This is a genomic window from Roseivivax sp. THAF197b, from assembly GCF_009363255.1.
Classification (GTDB): domain Bacteria; phylum Pseudomonadota; class Alphaproteobacteria; order Rhodobacterales; family Rhodobacteraceae; genus Roseivivax.
The window spans coordinates 1528870-1553942 of record NZ_CP045318.1 but is presented as its reverse complement, the minus strand read 5'-3'; the positions used below and the strand labels follow the sequence as shown (position 1 = coordinate 1553942).

Here is a 25073-nt window from a genome sequence, read left to right as displayed (position 1 = left end):
GATCAGACCCAAAAGGCCCGGCTCAGACGGGCAGCACCGCCAGCGCCACGCGGCGCCCTTCGGACAGCAGCACGTTGTAGGTCCGGCATGCCGAGGGCGAGGCCATCACCTCGACTCCGATCCCGGCCTCTTCCAGCCGGTGCCGCAGATCCTTGGGCAGGTGCCGGATCTCGGAACCGGTGCCCACGAACAGCACGTCGATCTCATCGGCAAGATCAAGAAGCCGGTCAGCATCTTCAAGCCCGCCCCAGGCGGATGTGCCGCGCGAGGACAGGCACAAGGGCCCCTCGACGGCCTCGCCCGCAATGCGGAAAAAACCCGGACCGTAGCCATCGACCGGTTGCGCATCGGAAAACGTGATTTCGTTCAGCCGCATGCCTGTCACCTCCAGCACCCATTGTCCGTTTCCAAGGCTCTATATGCCCCGGGCATGCAATCCGGCAAGACCGGCCTTGCCGAAACCGACGCGCGTTCAGGCGTCGATATCGGCGAATTGCGTCCCCGCACCGGCATCGGGCTTGTCCCAATCGCGCTTTACGCCAAGGCGGTAAAGCAGCGCGGAAGCCACGAAGATCGACGAATAGGTGCCGACGATCACGCCCCAGATCATCGCGAAGACGAAGCCCCGGATCACGTCACCGCCGAGGACAAACAGCGCGATCAGCGCAAGCAATGTCGTCATCGAGGTCATCAATGTCCGGCTCAGCGTTTCGTTGATCGAGATGTTGAGCACCTCTTTCAGGTCGCGCTTCTTGTACTTGATCAAGTTTTCGCGGACCCGGTCGAACACGACCACGGTGTCGTTCAGCGAATAGCCCACGATGGTCAGAAGTGCGGCGATAATCGCCAGGTCGAACTGGATGCGCAGCTCCGAAAAGATGCCGATCGTCAGAAGCACGTCATGCACGAGGGCTGCCACGGCCCCCAGGGCGAACTGCCATTCAAACCGCAGCCAGATATAGACGAGCACTGCGCCGATGGCCAAAAGCACCGCGATGATCGCGGTCTGGATCAGTTCGCCCGACACTTTTGGACCGACGGATTCGACCGACGTAAACGATATATCGGGCGCCACGTTCTGCAACGCGGCCTCCACGGATTGGATCGTCTCGGGCGTGACCGCCTCGGCGCCATCCTGCGCGGCGATCCGCACCATGGCGACGTTCTGGTCGTCATCGAAGCTTGGATCGAACACCTCCGAAATGACGATATCGCCTAGCTCGAGCTGTTGCAGCGCTGCGCGGTAGGCGCCCACATCCACGGGCTCGGCGCTTTCGGTACGGATCGTCGTGCCGCCCCGGAAATCGATGCCGAAATTCAGCCCCTGGAAGATGAAGGAGGCGAAGGCGATCGCCATCATGACAGCCGAAATGCCCAGCCACAGCTTGGTGCGGCTGAAGAAATCGAAGGAGGTTTCGTCGCGAACGAGCTTGAGGCGCATGGATTTCGCTTTCTCAGACGGTCAGGGTCTTCGGGCGCTTGCGCTCGAACCACATGGTGACGAAGAGACGGGTGACATAGATTGCGGTGAAAACCGAGGTCACGATGCCGACGCCGAGCGTGATGGCAAAGCCCCGCACCGGGCCCGATCCCATGGCAAAAAGGATGATCGCGGTGATCATCGTGGTGATATTGGCATCCACGATGGCCGAGAGCGCCTTCTCGTAGCCGCGCTCGATGGCGCGGGCGGGCCCTTTGGCGGTCTTCAGCTCCTCGCGGATCCGCTCGAAGATCAGCACGTTGGCATCGACTGCCATGCCGACGGTCAACACGATCCCCGCAATGCCCGGCAGGGTCAGCGTGGCGCCGATCACCGACAGGACCGCAAACAGCATCGCCACGTTCAGGATCAGCGCCACGTTGGCGAAGAGCCCGAAGAGCCCGTAAGCCGCGAACATGAAGACGAGCACCATGGCGAAGGCGACCATCGTGGCGATCTTGCCCGCCTCGATGCTGTCCTGGCCAAGCTCGGGGCCGATCGTGCGCTCCTCGAGAAAGGTCAGCTCCGCAGGCAGCGCGCCTGCGCGCAGCAGCACGGCCAGCTGGGTTGATTCCTCGACGGTGAAATTGCCGGTGATGATGCCCGAGCCGCCGGGAATGTGGCTCTGGATCACGGGGGCGGAGATCACTTCGTCATCGAGCACGATGGCGAAGGGATTGCCGATATTCTCCGCCGTGTAATCGCCGAAGCTGCGCGCGCCGGAGGTGTTGAAGCGGAAATTCACTGCCGGTCGGCCGTTTTGGTCGAAGGCAGGCTGCGCGTCGACCAGTTCCTCGCCGGTGACGACGGGGGCGCGTTCGAGCTCGTAGAAGACGCCCTCCTCGTCGAGCGACGGGACGACCTCGTTGCCGATGCCGGGCTCCGAGCCCTCGTTCGCGCGGCCCACGACCGGTTGGAAGGTCAGCTGCGCCGTGGTGCCGATGATTTCCTTGAGTTCCGCCGCCGAGCCGATGCCGGGCACCTGGATGAGGATCCGGTCGGCGCCCTGGCGCTGGATCGTGGGCTCCCGCGTGCCGACCTCGTCGATGCGGCGGCGGATGATCTCGAGCGACTGGCGCACGGTGCGGTCGTCCGTGGCACGCTGTTCGGCCTCGGACAGGCGCACGACCAGCTCATCGCCCTCGCCCGCAACGTCGATATCGGTGGCGCCAGCGGCTGCAACCGAGGCCACGGGCTGGGCCAAAGCGCGCACGGCGGTCAGCGCCTCGCCCATATTTTCGGGGTTGCCGATCCGCACGCGCAACTCGCCGGGCGTGTTGTCGCGCAGACGGATCGTGCCCACGCTGTCGCGCAAGGGGCGCAGGGTGTCGCGCACTTCGGGCCACATCGCCTCGAGCCGGGCGTCATAGACATCCGCGACCTGCACTTCGGCCAGTAGATGCGCGCCGCCGCGCAGATCGAGACCCAGATTGACGATGGTGGCGGGCAGCCAGTCCGGCCATTGCGCTTGCGCAGCCAGCCGCTCTTCGGTTTCGCCCTGCCGTTCGATGGCGGTCACGGCGTCGTTGTGCTGCTCCACCCGGTCATAGAAGAGGTTCGGCGCCGAGAAGACGACGCCGAAGGCCACGACCATGAGGATGAGGACGCGTTTCCAGGTGTCGATCTGAAGCATGGTCGCGCTTTCTTGGGCAGGGGCGTCGGGGATGGGCCGCGCCGTGGCGGGCCCTCTCCCGGGATCGCGGGGATCAGCTGTTGGCGGGCTCGGTCTTCGAGATGACCTGCGCGATGGTGTTCTGCACGACGCGTACCTTTACGCCTTCGGACAGCTCGACTTCGAGCTCGTTGCCTTCCTTGACCTTCACGACCTTGCCGATGAGACCGCCCTGCGTGACGACCTGATCGCCCCGGCGCAGGTTCTCGACCATCTTCTGATGCTCTTTCATCTTCTTCTGCTGCGGGCGGATCAGAAGGAAATACATGATCGCGAAGATGAGGATCAGGGGCACGAATTGCGCCAGCGCGTTGCCGTCCATCGAGGGGCTCCTTGTTGGTGTGAGGGCGGGCGCGAGCCCGGTCTCCCGAAGTTGCGCGGAACCTATGGATTGGGACGCGGCGATGCAAGCGGGGTTGGGGCTTTCCCCAAGGGACGGTTTGCCGCGCTGGTTGGGGCGGGGTTTGCGGAATCTTGGCCCGCGCAAGGAAATTCTTTCGCATGCGAAAGGTTTAACGCTTTATTTCCAATACTTTAGATACCGTTTCCATCACGTCCTGAATATCAACGTCGTTGAATCCGCCTTACGCGATATGACGATCAATAAGGCGCTTTCGAGATTGACCGCCATGGCGACGGGCTTAATTTCCGCCAATGCTTCGTTTGGTTCTTCTCACCATTTTCTTTGCAATGCCCGCCACAGCCCAGGACCTGTCCATTGGCAGGCTCTTCGGGGGCGGGTTCTCGTCCGTGCGGCTCTGCACCGCGACGCTCGTTGGCCCTGCCACGCTGCTGACCGCCGCGCATTGCGTCACGCTGCCCGACGGACGGGCGCGCTCCCCCATCGGGCTTGGCTTCGTCGCGGGCTGGGACGGCAAAAGGCATGAAGCGGCGGCGTCGGTCGAGGAGATCGTGCTGCATCCCGATGCCGTGCAGGAGGGCGAGGTGGACGTCGCCCATGACATCGCGATCCTCCGGCTCAACCGGGCCTTGCCCCCTGCCCCGGTCAACGTGGGCTCTGCCGCCCCCACGGGGCCCTTTGCCATGGTGGGCTATCCGCGCGAGGCCCCGGACCGCCAGACCCGGCGCGAGGATTGCGCGGGCGAGGCGCGGCGCGGGCGGTGGTATCTGGGCTGCGCGGTCTCCAAGGGCATGTCGGGCGGCCCGGTGTTCTACGGCACGGGCGACGGTCGGCGCATCGTCGGCGTCATCTCGGCCATCGCGGGCAGCGACGCGGTGATCGCGCCCGTGGACACCTGGGTCATCCGCGAAGTGGCCCGCCCCTACACACCGTAGATGCTTTGGGGCATAAGCGCAGACGACTCATGTTTCTGCCCGAGAGGCCCCCGATGCACGATATCCGCATGATCCGCGACACTCCCGAGGCGTTCGACGCCGCCATGGCCAAGCGGGGCATTTCGGGCGCCTCCGCTCCGATCCTTGCGCTTGACGAGGAACGCCGTGCGGCGATCCATGCCGCCGAGACCGCGCAGGCCGAGCAGAAGCGGGCCTCCAAGGATGTGGGTGCCGCCAAGGCCAATGGGGACGAGGCCGAGTTCGAACGGCTGCGCGCGCTGGTCTCGGAGAAGAAGGACGAGGTCGCGGCGATGCAGGCGCGGGCCAAGGACCTCGATGCGGAGCTGACGGGCAAGCTGATGGAGCTGCCGAACATCGTGGCCGAGGACGTGCCGGAAGGGGCGGATGAGGCCGACAACGTGGAGATCCGCCGCTGGGGCGAGCCGAAGACCTTCGATTTCGCGGCGAAAGAGCATTACGATCTGCCTGCCGTGCAAGACGGGCTAGATTTCGAGACGGCGGCGAAGCTTTCGGGCTCGCGCTTCGTGGTGATGTCGGGGGCCGTGGCGCGGCTGCACCGGGCGCTCGCGCAATTCATGCTTGATACGCATATCGAGGAGAACGGGCTGACCGAGACCTGGACGCCGGTTCTGGTGCGTGACGAGATGATGTATGGCACCGGGCAGCTGCCCAAATTCGGCGAGGACAGCTACCGCACGACGAATGGCTGGTGGCTCGTGCCTACGGCGGAAGTGACCCTGACCAATATAGTGAACGGCCTGACCGTGGACGAGGATTACCTGCCCCGCCGCTACGTGGCCCACACCCAGTGTTTCCGCTCCGAGGCGGGCAGCGCCGGTCGCGACACGGCGGGCATGCTGCGCCAGCACCAGTTTGAGAAGGTCGAGATGGTGTCGGTCACCCATCCCGATGAAAGTGCCGCCGAGCATGAGCGGATGACGCGCTGCGCCGAAGGTATCCTCGAGAAACTGGGTCTGGCCTACCGGACGGTCACGCTTTGCACCGGCGATATCGGCTTCGGCGCGATCCGGACCCACGACATCGAGGTGTGGCTGCCCGGTCAGAACACCTATCGCGAGATCTCGTCCGTATCGGTCTGCGGGGACTTCCAGGCGCGGCGCATGAATGCGCGGTTCAAGCCCAAGGATGGCGGCAAGCCGGAATTCCTGCACACGCTCAATGGGTCGGGCCTCGCGGTGGGCCGCGCGCTGATCGCGGTGCTGGAGAATGGTCAGGAAGCGGACGGATCGGTCACGATCCCAGAGGTCCTGCATCCCTATCTGCGCGGCAAGACCCGGATCACCGCCGAAGGGCAGCTCGCATGAGCGACTTCGCGAAAACCCTCTGGGCGGTGGCGCTGCTTCTCGCCGCAATCGCCTTCGCGGCCTCGCCCTTCCTGTCTTCGGGGTTCAACGGCTTTTCGCCGGATCAATTCCCGGTGCCGCAGGAGGACCCGCCGGTACAGCCTGCGGGCTATGCCTTCTCGATCTGGGGGCTGATCTATCTGTGGCTGATCGCGGGCGCGGGCTTCGGTCTGTTGAAGCGGCGCGACGAGGCGGATTGGGCCGAAGCGCGGCCCATCCTGACGCTGAGCCTCGTGATTGGCGCGGCCTGGATCCCGATCGCGAACGCCTCGGTCTTCTGGGCCACGGTGATGATCTGGGCGATGCTCGGCACGGCGCTGGCCGCCCTCTTTCGCGTCGGCGACGAGGACCGGTTCTGGCAATTGTCGCCCGTGGCGATCTATGCAGGCTGGCTGACAGCGGCCGCGTCGGTGTCCATCGGGCTGGTGATCGCGGGCTACGGCTATCTTGGCGGGACCGAGGCGGCGATCCTCGCGCTCATCATCGCGCTTTCCATCGCGGTGGTGGTCCAGTACCGGCTGCACCGCGCGCCAGAATACGGGTTGACGGTGATCTGGGCGCTCGTCGGCATCATCGTGTCGAATACGGCACCGCTGAACATCGCGGTCGTTGGACTGGCCATCTTGGGCATCGTGGCGATCCTCGCGCTGCGCGGCACCGATACGGAATAACGCCATGGCCGCGCCCACCTTCTTTCTGGGCCTCGGCGGGCAGAAATGCGGCTCCTCCTGGGTGCAGGCCTATCTTGCGCGGGCCAAGGGCAGCGATTTCGGACGCCTGGGCGAGTACCAGGTCTGGGAGCATGAGCTGGGCGGCGTTTTCGCGCGCTATGCGGTGGACGCCCCCGGCACGTTCGAGGCCGCGCGTGCGCGCATCAAGATGGCCCTTGGCGGATCTGAGCCCGCGGCGCATCTGCGCTGGCGGTTGCAGCAGGATCGCACAGCCTATTTCGACTATTTCGAACGCCTGCTGGCCAAGCGCGGCGTCGTGCGCACGGGCGACATCACGCCCTCCTATTCCGGCCTGCCCGCCGAGACGCTGATCCGCATCCGCGACGGGTTTGCCGAGCGCGGCATTACCACCAAGGCCATCTTCGTCATGCGCGACCCGGTGGAGCGGTTGCGCAGCCATATGCGCATGGAGATGGAAAAAGGCCGCATGACGCTGTCGGATGCCAATGACGCGCCGTTGCGCGGCTTTTACGCCAGCGCCGAGGCGGAGGCGCGGAGCCGCTACGACCTGACGCTCGAAGCGATGGAGGCGGCCTTCGCCCCCGAGGACCGCCATATCGCGCTCTTCGAGGAGATCTTCACGCCCGAGGGCACGGCAGCGCTTGCCGCGTTCGCGGATGTCCCGGTCGAGGCCGAAGCGGGATCGCGGCAGGTCAACGCGCGCGGCAAGGGGTCGAAAGTGTCCGAGGATGTGCGCACCGAAATCGTCAGTCACTACGCGCATGTCTATCGCGCCGTGGCGGAGCGCCTGCCGCAGGTGCGCGACCTTTGGCCCGGAGCGGACCGGGTTCTGGACTAGGCCTGGGGCGCGGGCCAGCGCATCAGACCCGCATCCACTAATTGCTCGGGTGCTGCGTAACGCACGGATGACGGGTCCGCGAAACGCCCTTCCTCGGCGCGCATGCAGCGCAGAAGCTCCGCGTAATGGTCGTATTTCGCAGCGCCTTCGGTATGCGCTTTCCAGCTGCGCGCGCGGTCGATCTTTGCGGCAAATTCCGCCGTGAATACGAAATGTGCGATGGTCAACAGGTGATCGGCCGAGGGCGGCTGGCTGGCGTAATGCGAGCCTACCTGCCAGGTCGTGGCATCCCGGCGCAGAAAGGGCAGCTTGTGCCGGGGCGAGCGGTTGAAGCGCGGTTTCGGCCTGCGCCTGGTCAGACGCTGCAGAAGCGACGGCTTGGGCACGCCGATGCCATAGCTTTCGAACAGATTGTTGGTCTTGGACGTGCCGAACGGATCGGGCTGTGCATCCGGTGTCAGGGCAACGAGCGGCTCCGGCTCGAAATAGGGATAGGCGCTGAAAAGCCCCTCAGCCGTATCGGGCATGGGGCCCGCGAGCCCGTCCAGCGTTTCGGGAAAGAACTCCACCACCGAGGCGCAGATCGCCGGGATGTCGCCCCGCGTCATCGTCTCGAAAATCTCCGCGACGGAGGTCATGCCCGGCGGCAGGATCAGGAACTCGTCCGTGTCGAAATAGGCCACGATTTCGCCTGGCGCGTCCACATGCGGCAGGGCCGCCTTGATCCATGTGCCAAAGCGATCCGCGCGCGTGGTGCCGTCTGGAAAGACGATCTCGACAGGCGTGCCGAAACGGTGATCGGCCTCGTAGAGCACCACGTCCCCCTGATCCGCGAGATGGGCGCGCGTGCCATCTGTCGAGCCATCGTCGAAGATCAGGAACTGCTCGAACCCGAGCGCGCGGTAATGTCCCAGAAAGGCCGGAAGAAGCGCGATCTCGTCGCGCATGATCGCGAAAAGCTTGCGCGCACCGGGTCTGGGCGTGCCGTGGCGGCGCGTTTGGGCGTTGAGGTCGTCGAGGGTGAGGCGCATGCGGGCTCCGGGCGAGGTCGCAAATGTGGTAACGGGGATGGGCTGCGTAGGAAAGGGTCTGGACGCGTCTGGCTGCCCTTGCGCTTTCGGCTGCTGCTCGTGCATCGGTAGGTCTCGCCGGTCCGGCGGGTTGGCGCTACAACGACTAAGCGCGGCGCTTTGTCAGCGCAGATCATTGCATCGAACGAACGAAGCGCCAACGTCACCAAATCGCCAATCCGGTGGGGCCGGGTCATGCCGCAGGCATGCGTCCCGGATGACGCTCGCGCGGCGGCTGCGAACAGCCTTGGTTCCGCGCCTATGGGGCGTCAGCCGACGCTGTCCCGTCACGCAACGTCCGACCTCTTCACAACGAAAAAGGCCGCTCCGAAGAGCGGCCTTTCCCAAATCTGGAACCCGAACGCCTTAGCGCTTGGAGAACTGGAAGCTGCGGCGGGCCTTGCGCTTACCGTACTTCTTACGCTCGACGACGCGGCTGTCGCGGGTCAGGAAGCCGGCCGCTTTCAGCGCGGGACGCAGGCTCGGATCGAAGAGCTGCAGCGCGCGGGACACGCCGTGCTTCACGGCACCGGCCTGACCGGACAGACCGCCGCCCTTGACGGTGGCCATCACATCGAACTGGTCCTCGACACCGGCGACGGTGAAGGGCTGACGCAGGATCATCTGCAGCACGGGACGCGCGAAATACGCGTTGATTTCCTTGCCGTTGACGGTGACCTTGCCGGAGCCCGGCTTGATCCAGACGCGCGCGGTGGCGTCCTTGCGGCGGCCGGTCGCGTAGGCGCGGCCGAATTCGTCGCGGACGGGCTCGCGGGGCGTCAGGGTTTCGGTCTCGGGCGCGGCAGCGGCGTCGACGCCTGCGGCCTGGCCCAGTTCTTCGAGGGAGTTGATCTGCTCAGCCATTACTTCGCCACCCGGGTGTTCTTGGAGTTCATCGACTTGACGTCGACCACTTCAGGCGATTGCGCCTCGTGAGGATGCTCGGCCCCTGCATAGACGCGCAGGTTGGTCATCTGCTGGCGGCCAAGGCGGGTGCCGGGCACCATGCGCTTGACGGCCTGGAAGACGACGCGCTCGGGGTGGGCGCCCTCGAGGATCTGCTCTTTCGTGCGGGACTTGATGCCGCCCGGATAGCCGGTATGCCAGTAGAAGTGCTCCTGGCGCTTCTTGCCGGTGAGCTGGACCTTGTCCGCGTTCACGATGATGACGTTGTCACCCATATCCATGTGAGGCGTGAAGGAAGGCTTGTGCTTGCCGCGCAGGCGCGTGGCCACAATCGAGGCGAGACGGCCGAGAACAACGCCCTCGGCGTCGATCACGATCCACTTCTTCTCGATATCGGCCGGTTTTGCCGAAAAGGTTTTCATGGTCAGGTATCCCCTGGGTCTTGGTGTCTGTGGCCGGACCGGGGCAAATCCCCGGAATGGCGCGATCCGATGGGCGGGTTATAAGGATGCGCGGGGCACAGTCAAGCGGAGGAAAGCGGGCAAAATCGCGCGTTTTCAATGCTTTGCAAAATAGGTATCAATATACCCCATGAATTTCAGTGCATTCTGCAGACCCGGATCACCCTTGGCGGCAATGCGCCCTGCCCTGTCTCTCATATACTCAGAGGCTCAGACCGCAATCCGTTCGGGCGGATCGCCCAGAAGACGCCGCAACCGGGCCAGAGCCGCCTCGAAATCCTCAAGCGGAACCTGCGCATTGATCGACAGGCGCACGGCATGGGGCGCAAACCCGTCGCGCAAGGCGAATTCGTCGGCAGCCCGGATCTGCACGCCCTCGGCCTCGGCGGCCTGCACGAAGGCCGCAGCCCGCCAGCCCGCAGGCAGGCGCAGCCAGAGGAAGGGCATGTCCTCGCGCCAAGTGATGTCGAAGCTGCCCAACGCATTGACCGCCGTGCGGATATAGCGGGCATATGTGGCGCGCACCTCGTTCAGGATGCCCGGCAGCGACGGGTCGCGCAGCACATCGGTGACCAGATCAGCCAGCGGCTGGGCAAGGCCGAAGAAGCCATGCTCGGCCGCGCGGCGCAACTCGGCCTGCCATCCTTCGGGCGCGACGGTGAAGCCCACGCGCAAGGCCGGCGTGATCGACTTGGAGATCGAGGAGACATACCACGCCTGCCCCGGCAGGATCGCGCGGTAACTGAGCGCGGAGGGTCGACCCAGCCGGTAGCAATCATCGTCGAGGATGTGAAACCCGCGCCGCGCGGCAACGTCCGCCACCGCTTCGCGCCGGGCCAGCGGCGTGCACAGACCGGTCGGGTTGTGGATCTCCGGCGAGGTGCAGAGCAGCTGGGCGTCATGTTTGCGCGCCAGCCGGTCAAGCTCCTCGGGGATGATGCCCTGCGCGTCCATCGGCACGGCCACCACCTCGGCGCGCAACAGCTCCGCCGCGCGGCGAAAGCCGGGATAGGACAGCTCTTCCACGAGAACGGTGGGCCGCGCCCCGCGTAGCACCGTCTGCATCACGAGGCCGATGCCGTTCTGCCCGCCATGGGACAGGACCAGATCGCGTTCGGATACGGGGCCGAGCGGCGTCTCGCCCAGCCAGTCGAGCACCGCCTGCCGCGCAGGCCGGAACGCCGCACGGGAGGGGTAATTCATCAAGCGCTCCACGGGCATGTCCGCAAGCCGGGTGAAAGCCGATTGTATCAATTGTACCTGTCCGCAATCGGGCAGACGCGGTGAGTAGAAGGAGACAAGGCCCGGTTCGGAGGGGGCGATGGGCTGATGCCAGACGGGCGCCACCTCGGGGCGCGCGGGCTCCGGCGCCGCGACGAAGGTGCCGCGCCCGACCTCGGCTGTTGCAAGGCCGGTATCGGTGAGGATCGTATAGGCGCGCGCCACGGTTCCCGGCGTCATGCCAAGATCATACGCCAGATCACGCACTGGCGGGAGCTTGGTGCCCGGCGCCAGATCGCCCGCGGCGACGCGCCCCCGGATCGCATCGGCGAGGCGGCGGTATTTCGGGCCATCCGCAGGCACGTCTCCGTAGGCCGATATTATTGTATCCATGACAATGTTTCCCTCGACCCAGACACATTTCACATTGTATCCCTATTTTGTAGCCAGCGCGATCTTTTGTGTCAATACAATCCATCGAAGAGGCCACATGCCAACTGACGACATTCAATTAGGAAAGACACCCAAGGAGTAAGATCATGACCAGCACCGTTTCCCATGCCGCCAACCTCGCCTATCTCGCCGATGCCCCCCGCCTGGGCGTGCCGGCGACGATCGCGCTGAAGGTCGCCGTGGCGATGACGGTCTGGTCCGAGCGCGCCCGCACCCGCCATCATCTGGGCCAGCTCGACGATCATCTCCTGCGCGATATCGGCGTCTCGCGCAGCAGCGCCGAGGCCGAGGCGCGTCGCCCGTTCTGGCAGGGCTGAGCCTTGTCCGATCTCCGGCCAGGCCCCTGGTATCCCGGCCTGTCCGGACCTCTCCCTGATGGGCCGCCTCCGGGCGGCCCCTTTTTGTTGGCGCAAGCGTGGGTTCGTGGCACAATGCGCTCATTGTTCAAAATTCATTTTCGGGGGCTCTGATGGCCATCCTCTCCCTGCCCTGCCAATGCGGCACCTGTCATTGGGAAGTCGTCGATCGCACGCCCGGCACGCTTCTGCGCTGCTATTGCAAGAGCTGCCAAAGCGCGCAGCACCATCTGGGCCATGCCGACACACGGCTCAGCCCGGAGGGCGGCACGCTGATCTTCCAGACGCTGCCCGACAATTTCCACATGATCCGCGGCGTGCCGCACTTGCGGGCCTTCCGCGTCACCGGGCGCGGCGTGGTGCGCTGGTATGTCGATTGCTGCGGCACGCCGGTTGCCAACACGATCGCGACCGCCGCCCTGCCCTTCGTCGGGGTCGTGCTGCCGTCGGATTGCGCGGCCTTCGGGCCTTGCCAGAACCACGCCCATACCGCCGCGGCCCTGAAACCGGTCAAGCAGACCGGCATGGCGCGCATGGGCTGGGGTGTGATCGGGCGCGGGATCTTCGGCAAGATGACCGGGCGCACGCGCTCGCCTTTCTTCGAGAAGGGGCATCTGCGGGTGGAGCCAGACATCCTCGATGCGACGGCGCGGCAATCTGCGGGCCTGGCCTGACGCGCCTGCCCTGGCGCGGGATATCGTGAAGCGCGCCCGAAAGGCGCAACCGGCAACACGCACCGCGTGAGGGCCTTCACACGCCGGAACGCTTGGCTTACAGAGCGGCCAAGCTGCCCTCCGGAGGTCCCGCGCATGCAAGAACCGGCCATCACGCCCGATCTGATCGACGCCCATGGCATCAAGCCCGATGAATACGAGCGTATCCTTGAGATCATCGGACGCGCACCGACATTCACTGAATTGGGCATCTTCTCGGCCATGTGGAACGAGCATTGTTCCTACAAGTCGTCGAAGAAATGGCTGCGCACGCTACCGACCGAGGGGAAGCAAGTCATCTGCGGGCCTGGCGAGAATGCGGGCGTCGTCGATATCGGTGACGGACAGGCCGTGGTCTTCAAGATGGAGAGCCACAACCATCCCTCCTATATCGAGCCCTATCAGGGTGCCGCGACGGGCGTGGGGGGCATCCTGCGCGACGTCTTCACCATGGGCGCACGGCCCGTAGCAGCGATGAACGCTCTGAGCTTCGGCGAAGTAGGCCACCCCAAGACACGGCAGCTCGTGCACGGGGTGGTCGAGGGCATCGGCGGCTACGGCAATGCCTTCGGCGTGCCCACTGTGGGCGGCGAGACGCGCTTCGATCCCGCCTATAACGGCAATTGCCTTGTGAATGCCTTTGCCGCAGGGCTCGCGGATGCCGACAAGATCTTCTACTCCGCCGCGAGCGGTGTCGGCCGTCCGGTCGTCTATCTTGGCGCCAAGACGGGCCGCGACGGCGTCGGCGGCGCGACCATGGCTTCGGCGGAATTTGACGAGACCATCGAGGAAAAGCGCCCCACCGTGCAGGTGGGCGATCCGTTCACCGAAAAGCGCCTGATGGAAGCCACGCTCGAGCTGATGCAGACGGGCGCTGTCGTGTCGATCCAGGATATGGGGGCCGCGGGCCTGACCTGTTCCGCGGTGGAGATGGGCGACAAGGGCGATCTGGGCGTGCGGCTCGATCTTGAGAAGGTTCCCTGCCGGGAGCCGGGCATGACCGCCTACGAGATGATGCTGTCGGAGAGCCAGGAGCGCATGCTCATGGTGCTGGATCCGGCGAAGGAAGACGCGGCCCGCGCGGTCTTCGAGAAATGGGATCTGGATTTCGCCATCGTGGGCGAGACGATCCCCGAAGATCGCTTCCTCATCGTGCATAATGGCGTGGTGAAAGCCGATCTGCCGCTGAAGGCACTGTCGGGCAATGCGCCGGAATACGACCGGCCCTGGGTGCCGACGCCCGCCGCAGCTCCCTTGGAAGACGTCCCGCAGATCGATCCGGTGGACGGGTTGCGCGCGCTTCTGCGCTGTCCGAATTACAGCGCGAAGAACTGGTTGTTCGAGCAATATGACAGCCAGGTCATGGCCGATACGGTCGCGGGTCCCGGCTATGGCGCGGGCGTGATCCGGGTGCATGGCACGGACAAGAAGCTGGCCTTCACGTCGGACGTGACACCGCGCTACGTCAAGGCCAACCCCGAGGAAGGCGGCAAGCAGGCGGTGGCGGAAGCCTTCCGCAACCTCTGCGCCGTGGGCGCGCGGCCCCTTGCCACGACCGACAACATGAATTTTGGCAATCCCGAAAAGCCCGAGATCATGGGCCAGTTCGTGGGCGCGATCAAAGGCATCGGGGCGGCCTGCGCGGCGCTCGACATGCCTATCGTGTCGGGCAATGTGTCACTTTACAACGAAACCGACGGCACGGGCATCCTGCCCACGCCGACGATCGGCGCGGTGGGCCTCATTGCGGCGGGCGAAGAACCGATCCTCGGTCAGGCCCGCGAAGGCCATGTCCTGTTGATGGTGGGCGAGGCTGCGGGCCATCTGGGCCAGTCGGCCCTTCTGGCAGAGGTCTTCAACCGCAATGACGGCGATGCGCCTGCCGTGGACCTCGCGGCAGAGCGGCGCAACGGCGAATTCATCCTCGCGCAGCGCGACTATATCCGCGCCTGTCAGGACATCTCGGATGGCGGGCTGGCACTTGCCGCCTTCACCATGGCGGAGGCCGCAGGCGTGGGCGTCGTGATCGACGAGGACGACACCGCGACCTTGTTCGGGGAAGATCAGGGCCGCTACCTGATCGCGTGCAATTTCGACACGGCCGAATGGCTGATGTCGGAAGCCGCGAAGGCGGACGTCACGATCCGCACGGTCGGACGCTTCAAGGGTGACGCGTTCCGCATGGGCGGCTCCGAAGCGCCGCTTGCGGAGCTGTCGGCACTCTATCGCGGCGCCTTCGCGGAGACCTTCGCCTAGTCCCCGTCCCGCATCTCACGCTGGCGCATGGGCATGGCGTCGATGGTGGCAAACAGGCTGTCCGCCGTGACGGGGGATGCCTCGCGCCGCTTGACGCCGCCATCCTTGCCGATCAGCACGAAGGTGAAGGGCCCCTGAGCCAGCCGACGCGCCAGCGCGCCGCGCGCCGCAGGATCGGTATCGGTGAAAACGACGATATCCCTCTCGGCAAGGCCCGCCCGCACGTCTTTCAGATGGTCCATCTGCGCGCGGTAGGCCGCCAGCCCCGCATCGTCCGCCAGCACCACGACGATCCGGGCCCGCCAGCGCAGATCGGCGAAATCGGCGCGCGCCGGATCAAGCGCGCGGAAGTCCGCAGCCGCTGCGCCAGTGCCAAGGCCCGCGGCCATGAACACCGCTCCGGCCAGGTATCTCGATCTGAGCATGCGTGCCCTCCTTTCGGCCCCACGGCTTCTCCCGCGGGAACAAACGCCACGGACCACACGCCAGGCACCGCCCGGGCGTTTCACCTTTCCAGATAAACGCAAACACCCGGTCGGCCAGCCCGCAAGAGGTGCGACAGGCGCGCTACCCCTCGGCCACCGCCCGCAACAAGCGATCCTTTTCGCCGGGATCGTCGGGCTTGGAGATGGCAAGCGCCAGTTCTTCCAGCGTCTGGATCGAATGGCCCGCGCGGAAGCTGTCCACATGGGGCAGCATGGCGCGAATGCCGCGTGCCTTGGGCGCGAAACCGTCCCAGCGCAGCAGCGGATTGAGCCAGATGAGCCGTCGCGAGGACAGGTGCAGCCGCTCCATCTCCCGCTCCAGCCCCTCCTCGGGGTCGCGGTCGAGCCCGTCTGTGATGAGCAGCACCACCGCGCCCTGCCCCATGACCCGCCGCGACCAGTCGCGGTTGAAGGCGTGCAGGCATTGCCCGATCCGCGTGCCGCCTTCCCAATCCTGCGCCTCGGCGCCCGCGGCCTTCAGCGCCTGATCCACGTCGCGCGTGCCCAGATGCCGGGTGATGTTCGTCAGCCGCGTGCCGAAGGTGAAAGCATGGACCTTCGCCCAGCCTGCGCCCTTCTCGTTCGCGACTGCGTGGAGGAAATGCAGCACCATCCGGCTGTACTGGCTCATCGATCCCGAGATATCACAAAGGACCACCAGATTGGGCCAGCGCGGTCGCCGCTTGGTTTTCGCAAAGCTGCGGATCTCGCCCCCCTGGCGCATGGCCGCGCGCATGGTGCGGCGCCAATCGGCATGGGTGCCGAGATTGGCTGCCATCTGGCGGCGTGACTGGATGGGTTTCACCGGCAGGCTGAGCTTGGCCAGCATGCGCTTCGCCTCGGCAATCTCGGCATTGGACATCTGCTCGAAATCGAGACTGCGCAGACGCTCCTTGTCGGACATGGTCTGGGAGGCGTCGATCTCGATCTGGACGTCTTCCTCGCGCTCCTCCTCCCGCTCGGGCATGTCGGGTGTGAGGCCATCGAGCAGCGATTCCGCCGCGCGCTTCTCGGCGGCTTGCGCAACGCGCTCTTCCTGCACGCCGCGGATCGCCGGGATCATCATCGACATCATGTGTTCGAGATAGCGCGGATCGCGCCAATAGAGCCGGAAGATCTGCGCGAACACGGCGCGGTGTTCGGGGCGTGAGACGAAGCAGGCATGCAGCGTCCAGAAGAAATCCGAGCGCTCGGTGAAGCCCGCCGCCTCAACCGCGCGGATGGCATCGATCACCCGTCCCGGCCCCACGGGCAGGCCCGCCTTGCGCAACGCACGGGCGAAATGGATGACGTTCTGCGCGAGGCGCGGATTCTCCGAGATTTCGAGCGGCGCGTATTCCATCCTAGAGCGCCGGGGCTATTGCGACGGCTGGGCTCACGCGTTCACCACGCTCGCGCGCGCATCGTCGAGGATCTTCTTGGCCTCTGAGCCCTGCAGCTTCTGGATGTCGTCCTGGTATTTCAGGATCGCGCCCAGCGTGTCGGAGATGACCTCGGGCGAGAGGTCGATCACGTCGAGGGCGAGGAGGCATTTCGCCCAGTCGATGGTCTCGGCCACGCCCGGTTTCTTGAAGATATCCTCGGTACGCAGGCGCTGGACGAAGGCCACCACCTCGCGCGACAGGCTCTCGGCCAGGTCGGGCGCCTGTGCGGTCAGGATCTCCACCTCCCGCTCGAAGGTCGGGTAATCGACCCAGTGATAGAGGCAGCGGCGCTTCAGGGCATCGTGCACCTCGCGGGTGCGGTTCGAGGTCAGGATGACGATGGGCGGCTCGGGGGCCTTGATGGTGCCGAGTTCGGGGATGGTGACCTGAAAGTCCGACAGCGCTTCCAGAAGGAAGGCCTCGAAGGGTTCGTCCGTGCGGTCGAGCTCGTCGATCAGCAGGATCGGCGGGCCGTTCTCGTCGGGGCGCATGGCCTCCAGCAGCGGCCGTTCGATGAGGTAGTCGGGGCTGAAGAGTTCGCGGTTCAGCACTTCCTTGTCGGCATTGCCCTGAGCCTCCGCGGTGCGGATCGCGATCATCTGCGCGGGGAAGTTCCACTCGTAGACCGCCGATGCGGCGTCGAGACCTTCATAGCATTGCAGACGGATGAGCTTGCGCCCGAGGCAGGCCGACAGGGCCTTGGCGATCTCGGTCTTGCCGACGCCCGCCTCCCCTTCGAGGAACAGGGGCCTGCCCAGTTTGAGCGACAGGAAGACCACGGTCGCAAGCGCGCGTCCGCAGACATAGCCCGCCTCGCCCAGCATGGTCTGAACCTCGTCGATGGATGCCGGTGTCGTCATGTCGCCTCCCCGCGCGTGCTGTTCGGGCCAGAGGGCCCGGAACGCTTCCGGGAATCAATAGCGCATAGGTCGCAGTTTTGGAGTCGCCGGGAGATGCGGAATTGACGCGATTCCCGGCGGTGGCCTATGTTCAGGCAAAAGAAACGGTCCCGCGTTAGACGGGCACCGACGGATCGAGCGGATCGAGCAAGGGTCAGGGCGAATGGGCGGCAGCGGCGAAGGCGCGCGGTCATGCGGATAACCGCGGTGACATGCGTGAAGAACGAAGGCCCGTTCCTCTTGGAATGGATCGCCTTCCATCGCCTGCTCGGCGTCACGGATTTCCTGTTCTATTCCAACGATTGCACCGATGGGACTGATGCACTGCTCGACGCGCTGGAGGCCCGCGGCGGCGTCATCCACTTGCCGAACCCGGCAGAGGGGCGGAATTACCAGATGGAGGCACTGAAGGACGCCGCGCATCAAAGCGTGGTCAAGGCCGCCGATTGGGTCTGGATCGCCGATGTGGACGAGTTCCTGAACATCCATGTGGGCGATCACACGATCCCCGCGCTGGTGGAGGCCTGCGGCGATCCCGGCGCCATCTCTGTCACCTTCCAGTTCTTCGCCAATGACGGGATCTGCGACTATGTCGACCGCCCGGTGATCGAACAATTCACTCGCAGCCACAATCCCGACCTGTGGTGTGGCGAGAGCGCGATCGAGGTCAAGTCGCTGGTCCGGCAGGATTTTCCGTTGCAATATTACGGCGCGCACCGGCCCTTCTTCAACAAGCGGGTGGAGACGCATCATTATCCCGCCTGGACCGACGGGTCCGGGCGGCGCGTGCCGCGTAAGTTCCTCATGGCGGAAAATGCACGGCGGATTCGCAAGTTTCCCGCCGCAGGCGCGCGCGCGTTTGCGACGCTCAATCACTACGCGCTGCGCTCGCTCGACAGCTACCTCGTGAAGAACGACCGGGGCGATGTGAACCGCGAAAACCGGGATTTCGACGATACCTATTGGCGCGAACGCAACGATCCCGCCTGGGAAGATACCTCGATCCAGCGCTACCTTCCGGCCCTCGAAGGGGCGCTCGCCGCGCTGAAGGCCGACCCGGAACTGGGCGCGCTGCACGAGGCCTCGGTGGCCGCGCATATCGCCAAGCGCGATCAGCTCATGGCGCAGGAGGCCTATGCGGAAATGTACGCGCATCTCAAGGCGCTGCCGCCCTACCCGCCCGGCGAATACGAGCTGATGCAGGAACTGGGACTCGTGGCATGAGCCGTTTGCGTGTGGTCAATCTGGGCCTGCCGAAATCGGGCACCACGACGCTGGGCAAGGCGTTGCGCCGCGCGGGCCTCAACGTGGCGGATTGGAAGATCCGGCCCGAGCAAAGCACGCACGACGCCCTTGAGGGCGAGTTCGTCGGCAAGTGCCTTTATGAGGCGTATTTCACCACCGGTGATCCGCTGGCCGCGATGGCGGAATTCGACGCCTTCTCCGAGATCAGCGCCATTGGCGGCGGGGCGAATTACTGGCCGCAATTCGATTACGGGCTTCTTGCGGCCATCTCGGCCCATCATCCGGGCACGAAGTTCCTGCTGTCCTACCGCGCACCCGCCGATATCGTGGAAAGCATGCTGGCCTGGCGGAACCTTGGAACGGGGCGGCTGCCGAAGAACGCGATCCCGGGCCTGCCGGAAGGATATGGTCAGGACGCGCCGGAGCTGGAGCGCTGGGTTGCGGGCCATTACGCCTATCTGCGGGCCGCTTTCGAGGGGCGCGCCGACTTCATGGAATACAACATCTCCGACCCGCAAGCCCCTGAAAAAATTGGCGCCTTTCTGGGATTGGAGCTGCCCTGGTGGGGCCACGCGAATGAACGCGCGCCCGAGGCCGCCTCGTGAGGATCGTCCTGCATATCGGCCCCGAGGCACAATCCTCCGAACGCATCCAGCGCATCTTCAACGACAAGCGGGAGCAATTGGCGGGCAAAGGCGTGCTTTACGCCCGCTCGCCCGGTGCCAAGAACCACACGCGGCTTTTCATGGCCGTCAGCGATCCCGATGCGGTCGATACGCTGCGGTTCAATCGCGGCTTCACCCTGCCCGAGAAACAGGCGGCCTTGCGCGATGAGGTCGCCGCGGCCTTGCGCGCGGAGGCCGAGCGCGTCGCGCCGGACGTCCTGATCCTGTCGTGTCATCAGCTGGGATCGGCCCTGACATCGACGAGCGAACGTGCGCGCTTGCGCGACCTGCTGCTGCCGATCTCGGACGATATCACGGTTCTGGCGCAGGTGGATGACCCGGCGCGGATGCTCGCGCGCGCCTATGCAGCGCAGGTGATCGAAGGACGCGCCGTGCCTTTGACCCAGGAGTTGGGATTGCTGGAGGCCGAAAGCTGGTGGGATGCGGCGCTGGCAACCCGGCCCGATCCGGCCCCTGAGAAAGGCGTCTTTTCGGATGTGCAGGGCGCGCCCTACTGGCTTGATCTGAAACGCCTTGTCGCGGAATGGGATGGCACCTTCGGGGCCGGTGCGACCCGGCTTTGGGGGCTTGATCCCGATACGCTCTGGTCGGAGCGCGCGACGGAGGCCTTGCGCGCGGCGTTCGGCATCGAGGCGAATTTCGGCCGGGCCGAAGAGGTCACCCGTCCGGCCGCACCGCCCGAGGTCTGGCTGACGCGGGCGCGGATGTTCAATGATGTTGTGCTGCGGCTTCTGGAAAAGCCCGAGACGATCCTCGGACGTCCGCTTTGGCGCAAGCTTGTCATGGAAATGAAAATCGATGGCGCGCCGATCAATACCGGCGCATTGTTCAGCATTTCCAATCGGTTCAAGCCTGACCTTGAAGCACTGCATGAAGCGCATCCGCTGCTCGGTTTCGCCCCGCTGATCCCGCCCGTTCAGTCCGACCCCTGGACCGAGGCTGATCCGCAGATGGGCTTTCGCGCGACGCAATACCTGATGGCCGCGCGCTGGCGCATCGATCAGGCCGCGAAGGAGGAACGCGACAGCAAAGCGGCGGAGCTCGCACAACTCGAAGTGGGCCTGCCCAGCGAGGCGCCCGAGACGGGCCCCGTGCCGGAAGCCGGGCTGACCACGACGGCAAAGGCGATGATGCCGCCGCTTGCGAAACAGAAATTCGCGCAGCTCAAGGGATCGCCCTTCGCGCCCCACAACAAGCTTGGCCGCGTCAACGAGGAAGAGCTGGCAGCGGCTTTCACCGAACACCCGCCGCGCGATCTGCCCGAGGGTCAGAAAGGCCGCGTCATCGTGGGCTGCATGAAGAACGAGGCGCCCTATATCCTCGAATGGGTGGCCTATCACCGCGCGATCGGGGTCGATAATTTCCTCATCTATACAAATGGTTGCGAGGACGGGACGAGCGAAATCCTCGACCGGCTCGACGCGCTTGGCATCGTCCAGCATCGCAACAACGACGATTGGAAAGGCAAGTCGCCGCAGCAGCACGCGCTCAACCAGGCGCTGAAGGAGCCGGTGATCCGGCAGGCGGACTGGATCATCCATATCGACGTGGACGAGTTCATCAATGTGCGCTGCGGAAACGGCACGCTGGACGATTTTTTCGCGCGCGTGCCGGAGGCCACGAATGTCGCGATGACCTGGCGGCTTTTCGGCCATTCTGGGGTGACGCAGCTCTCCGATCAGTTCGTGATCGAACAATTCGATCAATGCGCGCCGCGTTACTGCCCCAAGCCGCACACGGTCTGGGGTTACAAGACGATGTTCCGCAATATCGGGGCTTACCAGAAGATTTCCTGCCACCGGCCCAACAAGCTGATCGATGGCGCCGAGGCCCGCGTGCGCTGGGTCAACGGATCGGGCGAGGACATGACGGGCGAGGCCATTCAGAACGGATGGCGCTCTTCGAAAAAATCCATTGGTTACGACCTGTTGCAGCTCAATCATTATGCACTTCGGTCGGCGGAAAGCTTCCTGATCAAACGCCAGCGGGGCCGCGCGCTGCATGTCGACCGCTCCATCGGTCTGAACTACTGGATCCGCATGGATTGGTCCGGGGCGCGGGATATCACGATCAAGCGCAACGTGCCGCGGCTCAAGGCGGAATATGACCGCTTGCTGGCCGATCCGGAACTGGCGCGCCTGCACGCGGCGGGCCTCGATTGGCATCGCGCGAAAGCCCGGGAATTGCACGGCATGCCGGAATTCGAAGAGCTTTATCAGCAGGCCGTGCGGTTGGAGCTGACCGAAATGGAACGCGTCGCCTATGCGCTGGCGCTCGATATGGAGAGCTGAACATGGACATGGACGTCACCGACACCTTCGAGACCCCGAATGGCCTGCGCTTTCCCCGAGACCGGGATTTCATCTCGCGTCGTACGGAAAAGGCCCTGACGACAGAGGGTTACGAGGACAAGGAAACGCGCGCGGTGGTGCAGCTTCTGCGCCGGGACGACCGCGTGCTCGAACTGGGATCGGGCATCGGCTACATGTCGACGCTCATGGCGCGGCGGCGACCGCTGGAGGCGATCGAGACCTATGAGGCCAATCCGCGCCTGCTGCCTTTCATCCGGGCCGTGCACGCGCTGAACGAGCGCACGGAGATCGCGTCGCACAATGCAATCCTGTCGGAGGGCGGCGGCGACCCGGTACCGTTCTATATCCGCCGCGACTTCCTGGCCTCGTCGCTGTGCCGCGAGGACGATCCCGACACCATCGTCGAGACCGTGGAGGTGCCGCAGATCGACATCGCGGCGGTGACCGCGCGGCTGAAACCCACCTTCCTCGTCTGCGATATCGAAGGGGCCGAGGCCCATCTGCTGCCCGCCGCGGACCTGTCGCATCTGCGCGCGGCTGTGGTGGAACTGCATCCGCAATGGATCGGTCAGGATGGCGTGCAGGCCGTGTTCGACGCCTTCCACCGCGCCGGACTGACCTATTTTCCGAAAGTCAGCCACGCCAAGGTGGTCTGCTTCAAGAAAGGCTTCTAGCCCATTGAATATACTTGCGATCCTCTGTGTGCGCAACGAAGGGGCCTATCTTCTGGATTGGCTGGCCCATGCGCAGGCGGCGGGCATCAGCCACGTTCTGGCCTATACGAACGCGTGCGAGGACGGCACGGATCGGATCCTGGACCGGCTGGCCGAGCTCGGCCATGTGACGCATCGGCCCAATCCGGGGCCTTATGACAAGGGGGGCATTCAGTTCACCGCGCTGAAGGATGCGGCCAAGCAGCCCGTCACGCAGGCTGCGGACTGGATCCTGCCGCTCGATGTGGACGAGTTCGTCAACGTGCATGTGGGCGCGCGCGACCTGCCCGCGCTGATCAACGCCCTGCCCGAGGCGCAGGCGATCACCCTGACGTGGCGGCTGTTCGGATGCGGCGGGCAGGCCCGCTACGATCCCGCGCCCGTGCCGGAGCGGTTCACGCGCGCCGCCCCGCAGGTCATGCACTGGCCTTGGCGGTCGGCGATGTTCAAGACGCTCTATCGCAATGACGGCACGTATCGAAAACCCGGCGTGCATCGCCCGCGCGATCCCGATCCGGCGCGCGTCGAGACGGCGCGCTGGTTCGATGGGTCGGGGCGGGAACTCGACGCGCAGTTTCGCACGCGGCGGATTTTTTCGAATTTCGGGCAGGACAATTGCGCGCTCGTGCAGCTCAACCATTATCCCCTTGGATCGATGGAGGAATTCGTCCTGAAGGCGGCGCGCGGCCGGGCCGTGCATTCGGATGACCTGCTGGGGCTCGACTACTGGGTCGAGCGCAACTTCGACACCAAGGACGACCATTCCATCGCCGAGGTCAGCGCCCGCGCGGCCCCCTTGCGCGCAGCGTTTGCCGCAGATCCGGCACTGGCGGAGCTGCACGCGCGTGCCGTGGCATGGCGTCGCGCGCGGTTCGATGCCTTGATGCTCGAGGAGCCCTATCGCGCCCTGATGGGGCGCCTCCTGATGACGCCATCATCGCGCCCCTTGCCCGCTGATGCCGCACAATTTCTCAAGTCCTACGGGCTGCGTGCGGCAAAAACCCGGGCTGTCTGAACCAAACCCCCTTTGAATTTCCCTGCATCAGGCGCATTTTTGTCAAAATGAAAGGGCATTGTTTCCAGAACACGGCGCTCCTTTCCGCGCCTTTTGTCGATGATGGGTGGCATTATGCCGATTGAGACCGCATGGGATACCGAGCTTGCCGGGCTCGACTATGATGCGTGGCGCACGCAACTGGGCGAGATCGGCGAGGAGACCGGTTTCTTCGAGCCATTGGGCGATCGCCACCATGCGCTGTTCGACGAACGCGGAGACACGCTGCTGGTCAGCTTCGAGACGTTTCCAGGCATCATCACCTATGACAAGGGCGCGCGCCCGATCGCGCTGTCGGTGGCGGAGGCCGAGGATTGGTCGCTTCTGTCCGTGGTGTCGAAGAACGATACCTGGTTCCGCGACGGCGATGTCTTCGCCTTTTTCGACCAGCTGACGGATGACGGCTTTTTCGACGATTTCGAGCGGGTGATCTTTTACGGCGCAGGCCCTTGCGGTTACGCGGCGGCGGCGTTTTCGGTCAGCGCGCCGGGCGCTGTCGTGGTGGCGGCGCAGCCCCAGGCGACGCTCGATCCCGGGCTGACGGGCTGGGACGAACGCTTCACCGAATACCGGCGCATGGATTTCACCAATCGTTACGGCTACGCGCCGGACATGATGGACGCGGCCCTGCGCGGCTATGTGCTGTTCGATCCGCGCGAGACGCTCGATGCGATGCATGCAGCCCTGTTTCACCGCGAAGGCGTGACGCGCCTGCCGATGCCGTTCATGGGCTCGGCCCTGCAAGCGGCGCTGATCGAGATGGAGATCCTGCGCGACGTGTTGCGCGAGGCGGCAGACGGGACATTGAACAGCGTGAGCTTCGCCAAGCTGATGCGGGCACGGCGCGATTACGGGCCGTATCTGCGCAAATTGCTGGCGCGGGTCGAGGCCGATGAGCGTCTGGAGCTGACGCGGTGGCTCTGCACCAATGTGGCCACCCGCAAGAGCGCTCCGCGATTCCGACGCCGTCTGCGCGCCTTGCGCCGGATCGATGAGGCAAGCGCGGAGGTCGACGAGACCCCCAACGATCAGGACGGAAAGACCGCCGCAGAGTGAAGCGGGGTTAGTTCCGGCGGGCGAGGATCGCTTCGCGCAATTCCGACTGGAAATGGCCGATCAGCCCGCCTGCGAGCAGGGCCAGCGGACTCGTCTCGACCCCAATAAGCCCCAGAAGCGCAACCGCGATGGCCAGTGCCAGCGCGAAGGCGACGACACGGCGGCCCGGCTCGTCCGGCAGGTGCTCCTCGCCCAGCCAGCGCCAAAGCGCTTCGGTCACACGGGGTTGCAGCGAAGTCACCGCAGCCCCGGCGAAGATGGCCACGAGAAAGGTCATCAGCATCACGTTCTCCGTTCGATCAAATCGCGCGTCTTCTAGCCTGAACGGGCGCCGGGGCTCAATCGGGTGCGGAGCCGAACCGGGATGGCCCCCATAGGATATCTGGCGCGCGCCGAGCCG

General features: G+C 65.1%; 25 protein-coding genes. 13 read left to right on the top strand and 12 right to left on the bottom strand.

Features of this window, described 5'->3' with window-relative positions; translation table 11 throughout:
* Positions 1-22: 22 nt before the first annotated feature.
* The 4 genes from FIV09_RS07705 to yajC form a co-directional block, all read right to left on the bottom strand.
* Positions 23-376 carry an Mth938-like domain-containing protein gene (locus FIV09_RS07705; RefSeq protein WP_152449443.1) on the bottom strand — a complete coding sequence of 118 codons (354 nt, stop codon included), beginning with the start codon at positions 374-376 and terminating at the stop codon, positions 23-25.
* A gap of 96 nt (positions 377-472) precedes the next feature.
* Positions 473-1441, bottom strand: coding sequence for a protein translocase subunit SecF (gene secF / locus FIV09_RS07700; RefSeq protein ID WP_152449442.1), 969 nt, complete (start codon positions 1439-1441; stop codon positions 473-475).
* A gap of 13 nt (positions 1442-1454) precedes the next feature.
* On the bottom strand, positions 1455-3113 hold the full coding sequence (gene secD / locus FIV09_RS07695; RefSeq protein ID WP_152449441.1) for a protein translocase subunit SecD: 1659 nt from the start codon (positions 3111-3113) through the stop codon (positions 1455-1457).
* A 73-nt stretch (positions 3114-3186) separates the two neighbouring features.
* Positions 3187-3474 carry a preprotein translocase subunit YajC gene (gene yajC / locus FIV09_RS07690; RefSeq protein WP_152449440.1) on the bottom strand — a complete coding sequence of 96 codons (288 nt, stop codon included), beginning with the start codon at positions 3472-3474 and terminating at the stop codon, positions 3187-3189.
* A 368-nt stretch (positions 3475-3842) separates the two neighbouring features.
* On the opposite strand from yajC, the gene FIV09_RS07685 reads away from it, so the two are divergent.
* Genes FIV09_RS07685 through FIV09_RS07670 form a run of 4 tightly spaced genes read left to right on the top strand, consistent with a single transcriptional unit; the run spans position 3843 to position 7363 of the window.
* Positions 3843-4448 carry a serine protease gene (locus tag FIV09_RS07685; protein ID WP_172975655.1) on the top strand — a complete coding sequence of 202 codons (606 nt, stop codon included), beginning with the start codon at positions 3843-3845 and terminating at the stop codon, positions 4446-4448.
* Between the two features lie 53 nt (positions 4449-4501).
* Positions 4502-5794 (top strand): serine--tRNA ligase, encoded by a 1293-nt coding sequence (gene serS / locus FIV09_RS07680; protein ID WP_152449438.1) that lies wholly within the window; start codon positions 4502-4504, stop codon positions 5792-5794.
* Complete coding sequence (locus FIV09_RS07675) at positions 5791-6504, top strand: hypothetical protein (protein WP_152449437.1); 714 nt, start codon at positions 5791-5793, stop codon at positions 6502-6504. The genes serS and FIV09_RS07675 overlap by 4 nt, the downstream gene beginning before the upstream one ends.
* Before the next feature lie 4 nt (positions 6505-6508).
* The gene (locus FIV09_RS07670) at positions 6509-7363 is read left to right on the top strand and encodes a sulfotransferase family protein (protein ID WP_152449436.1); all 855 of its coding nucleotides are present in this window, start codon (positions 6509-6511) and stop codon (positions 7361-7363) included.
* Here the strand turns inward: FIV09_RS07670 and FIV09_RS07665 are convergent.
* The 4 genes from FIV09_RS07665 to FIV09_RS07650 form a co-directional block, all read right to left on the bottom strand.
* On the bottom strand, positions 7360-8394 hold the full coding sequence (locus tag FIV09_RS07665) for a glycosyltransferase family 2 protein (RefSeq protein WP_172975654.1): 1035 nt from the start codon (positions 8392-8394) through the stop codon (positions 7360-7362). The two genes, FIV09_RS07670 and FIV09_RS07665, sit on opposite strands and share 4 nt — an antisense overlap.
* Before the next feature lie 405 nt (positions 8395-8799).
* A complete protein-coding gene (gene rpsI / locus FIV09_RS07660) occupies positions 8800-9297 on the bottom strand; it encodes a 30S ribosomal protein S9 (RefSeq protein ID WP_152449434.1) in 498 nt (165 codons plus the stop codon).
* Complete coding sequence (gene rplM / locus FIV09_RS07655; RefSeq protein WP_152449433.1) at positions 9297-9761, bottom strand: 50S ribosomal protein L13; 465 nt, start codon at positions 9759-9761, stop codon at positions 9297-9299. The genes rpsI and rplM overlap by 1 nt, the downstream gene beginning before the upstream one ends.
* 249 nt (positions 9762-10010) lie before the next feature.
* Positions 10011-11414: a PLP-dependent aminotransferase family protein gene (locus tag FIV09_RS07650; RefSeq protein ID WP_152449432.1), complete on the bottom strand. Its 1404-nt coding sequence runs from the start codon at positions 11412-11414 to the stop codon at positions 10011-10013.
* Between the two features lie 146 nt (positions 11415-11560).
* On the opposite strand from FIV09_RS07650, the gene FIV09_RS07645 reads away from it, so the two are divergent.
* The 3 genes from FIV09_RS07645 (at position 11561) to purL (ending at position 14799) form a co-directional block, all read left to right on the top strand.
* The gene (locus FIV09_RS07645; protein ID WP_152449431.1) at positions 11561-11791 is read left to right on the top strand and encodes a DUF1127 domain-containing protein; all 231 of its coding nucleotides are present in this window, start codon (positions 11561-11563) and stop codon (positions 11789-11791) included.
* 152 nt (positions 11792-11943) lie between these two features.
* Positions 11944-12504 (top strand): DUF6151 family protein, encoded by a 561-nt coding sequence (locus FIV09_RS07640; RefSeq protein ID WP_152449430.1) that lies wholly within the window; start codon positions 11944-11946, stop codon positions 12502-12504.
* Positions 12505-12639: 135 nt separating this feature from the next.
* Positions 12640-14799, top strand: a complete 2160-nt coding sequence (purL, locus tag FIV09_RS07635) for a phosphoribosylformylglycinamidine synthase subunit PurL (protein ID WP_152449429.1) — start codon at positions 12640-12642, stop codon at positions 14797-14799.
* Here the strand turns inward: purL and FIV09_RS07630 are convergent.
* The 3 genes from FIV09_RS07630 to FIV09_RS07620 form a co-directional block, all read right to left on the bottom strand.
* On the bottom strand, positions 14796-15224 hold the full coding sequence (locus FIV09_RS07630; RefSeq protein WP_254702325.1) for a DUF4174 domain-containing protein: 429 nt from the start codon (positions 15222-15224) through the stop codon (positions 14796-14798). The genes purL and FIV09_RS07630 overlap by 4 nt on opposite strands.
* Before the next feature lie 142 nt (positions 15225-15366).
* On the bottom strand, positions 15367-16626 hold the full coding sequence (locus tag FIV09_RS07625; RefSeq protein ID WP_152449428.1) for a VWA domain-containing protein: 1260 nt from the start codon (positions 16624-16626) through the stop codon (positions 15367-15369).
* 33 nt (positions 16627-16659) lie between these two features.
* A complete protein-coding gene (locus tag FIV09_RS07620; protein WP_152449427.1) occupies positions 16660-17568 on the bottom strand; it encodes a MoxR family ATPase in 909 nt (302 codons plus the stop codon).
* Positions 17569-17799: 231 nt separating this feature from the next.
* On the opposite strand from FIV09_RS07620, the gene FIV09_RS07615 reads away from it, so the two are divergent.
* The 6 genes from FIV09_RS07615 (at position 17800) to FIV09_RS07590 (ending at position 24673) form a co-directional block, all read left to right on the top strand.
* Positions 17800-18831 (top strand): glycosyltransferase family 2 protein, encoded by a 1032-nt coding sequence (locus FIV09_RS07615; protein WP_152449426.1) that lies wholly within the window; start codon positions 17800-17802, stop codon positions 18829-18831.
* On the top strand, positions 18828-19457 hold the full coding sequence (locus tag FIV09_RS07610; RefSeq protein ID WP_152449425.1) for a sulfotransferase family protein: 630 nt from the start codon (positions 18828-18830) through the stop codon (positions 19455-19457). The genes FIV09_RS07615 and FIV09_RS07610 overlap by 4 nt, the downstream gene beginning before the upstream one ends.
* Positions 19454-21829 carry a glycosyltransferase family 2 protein gene (locus FIV09_RS07605; protein ID WP_152449424.1) on the top strand — a complete coding sequence of 792 codons (2376 nt, stop codon included), beginning with the start codon at positions 19454-19456 and terminating at the stop codon, positions 21827-21829. Before FIV09_RS07610 ends, FIV09_RS07605 begins: the two co-directional genes overlap by 4 nt.
* A gap of 2 nt (positions 21830-21831) precedes the next feature.
* The gene (locus FIV09_RS07600; RefSeq protein WP_152449423.1) at positions 21832-22524 is read left to right on the top strand and encodes an FkbM family methyltransferase; all 693 of its coding nucleotides are present in this window, start codon (positions 21832-21834) and stop codon (positions 22522-22524) included.
* 4 nt (positions 22525-22528) lie between these two features.
* Positions 22529-23578 (top strand): glycosyltransferase family 2 protein, encoded by a 1050-nt coding sequence (locus FIV09_RS07595; protein ID WP_152449422.1) that lies wholly within the window; start codon positions 22529-22531, stop codon positions 23576-23578.
* A 114-nt stretch (positions 23579-23692) separates the two neighbouring features.
* Complete coding sequence (locus FIV09_RS07590) at positions 23693-24673, top strand: phosphoadenosine phosphosulfate reductase (RefSeq protein ID WP_152449421.1); 981 nt, start codon at positions 23693-23695, stop codon at positions 24671-24673.
* A gap of 7 nt (positions 24674-24680) precedes the next feature.
* Here the strand turns inward: FIV09_RS07590 and FIV09_RS07585 are convergent, their stop codons facing one another.
* Entirely contained in the window at positions 24681-24956 is a 276-nt protein-coding gene (locus FIV09_RS07585; protein WP_152449420.1) for a hypothetical protein, read from the bottom strand.
* Between the last annotated feature and the right edge of the window lie 117 nt (positions 24957-25073).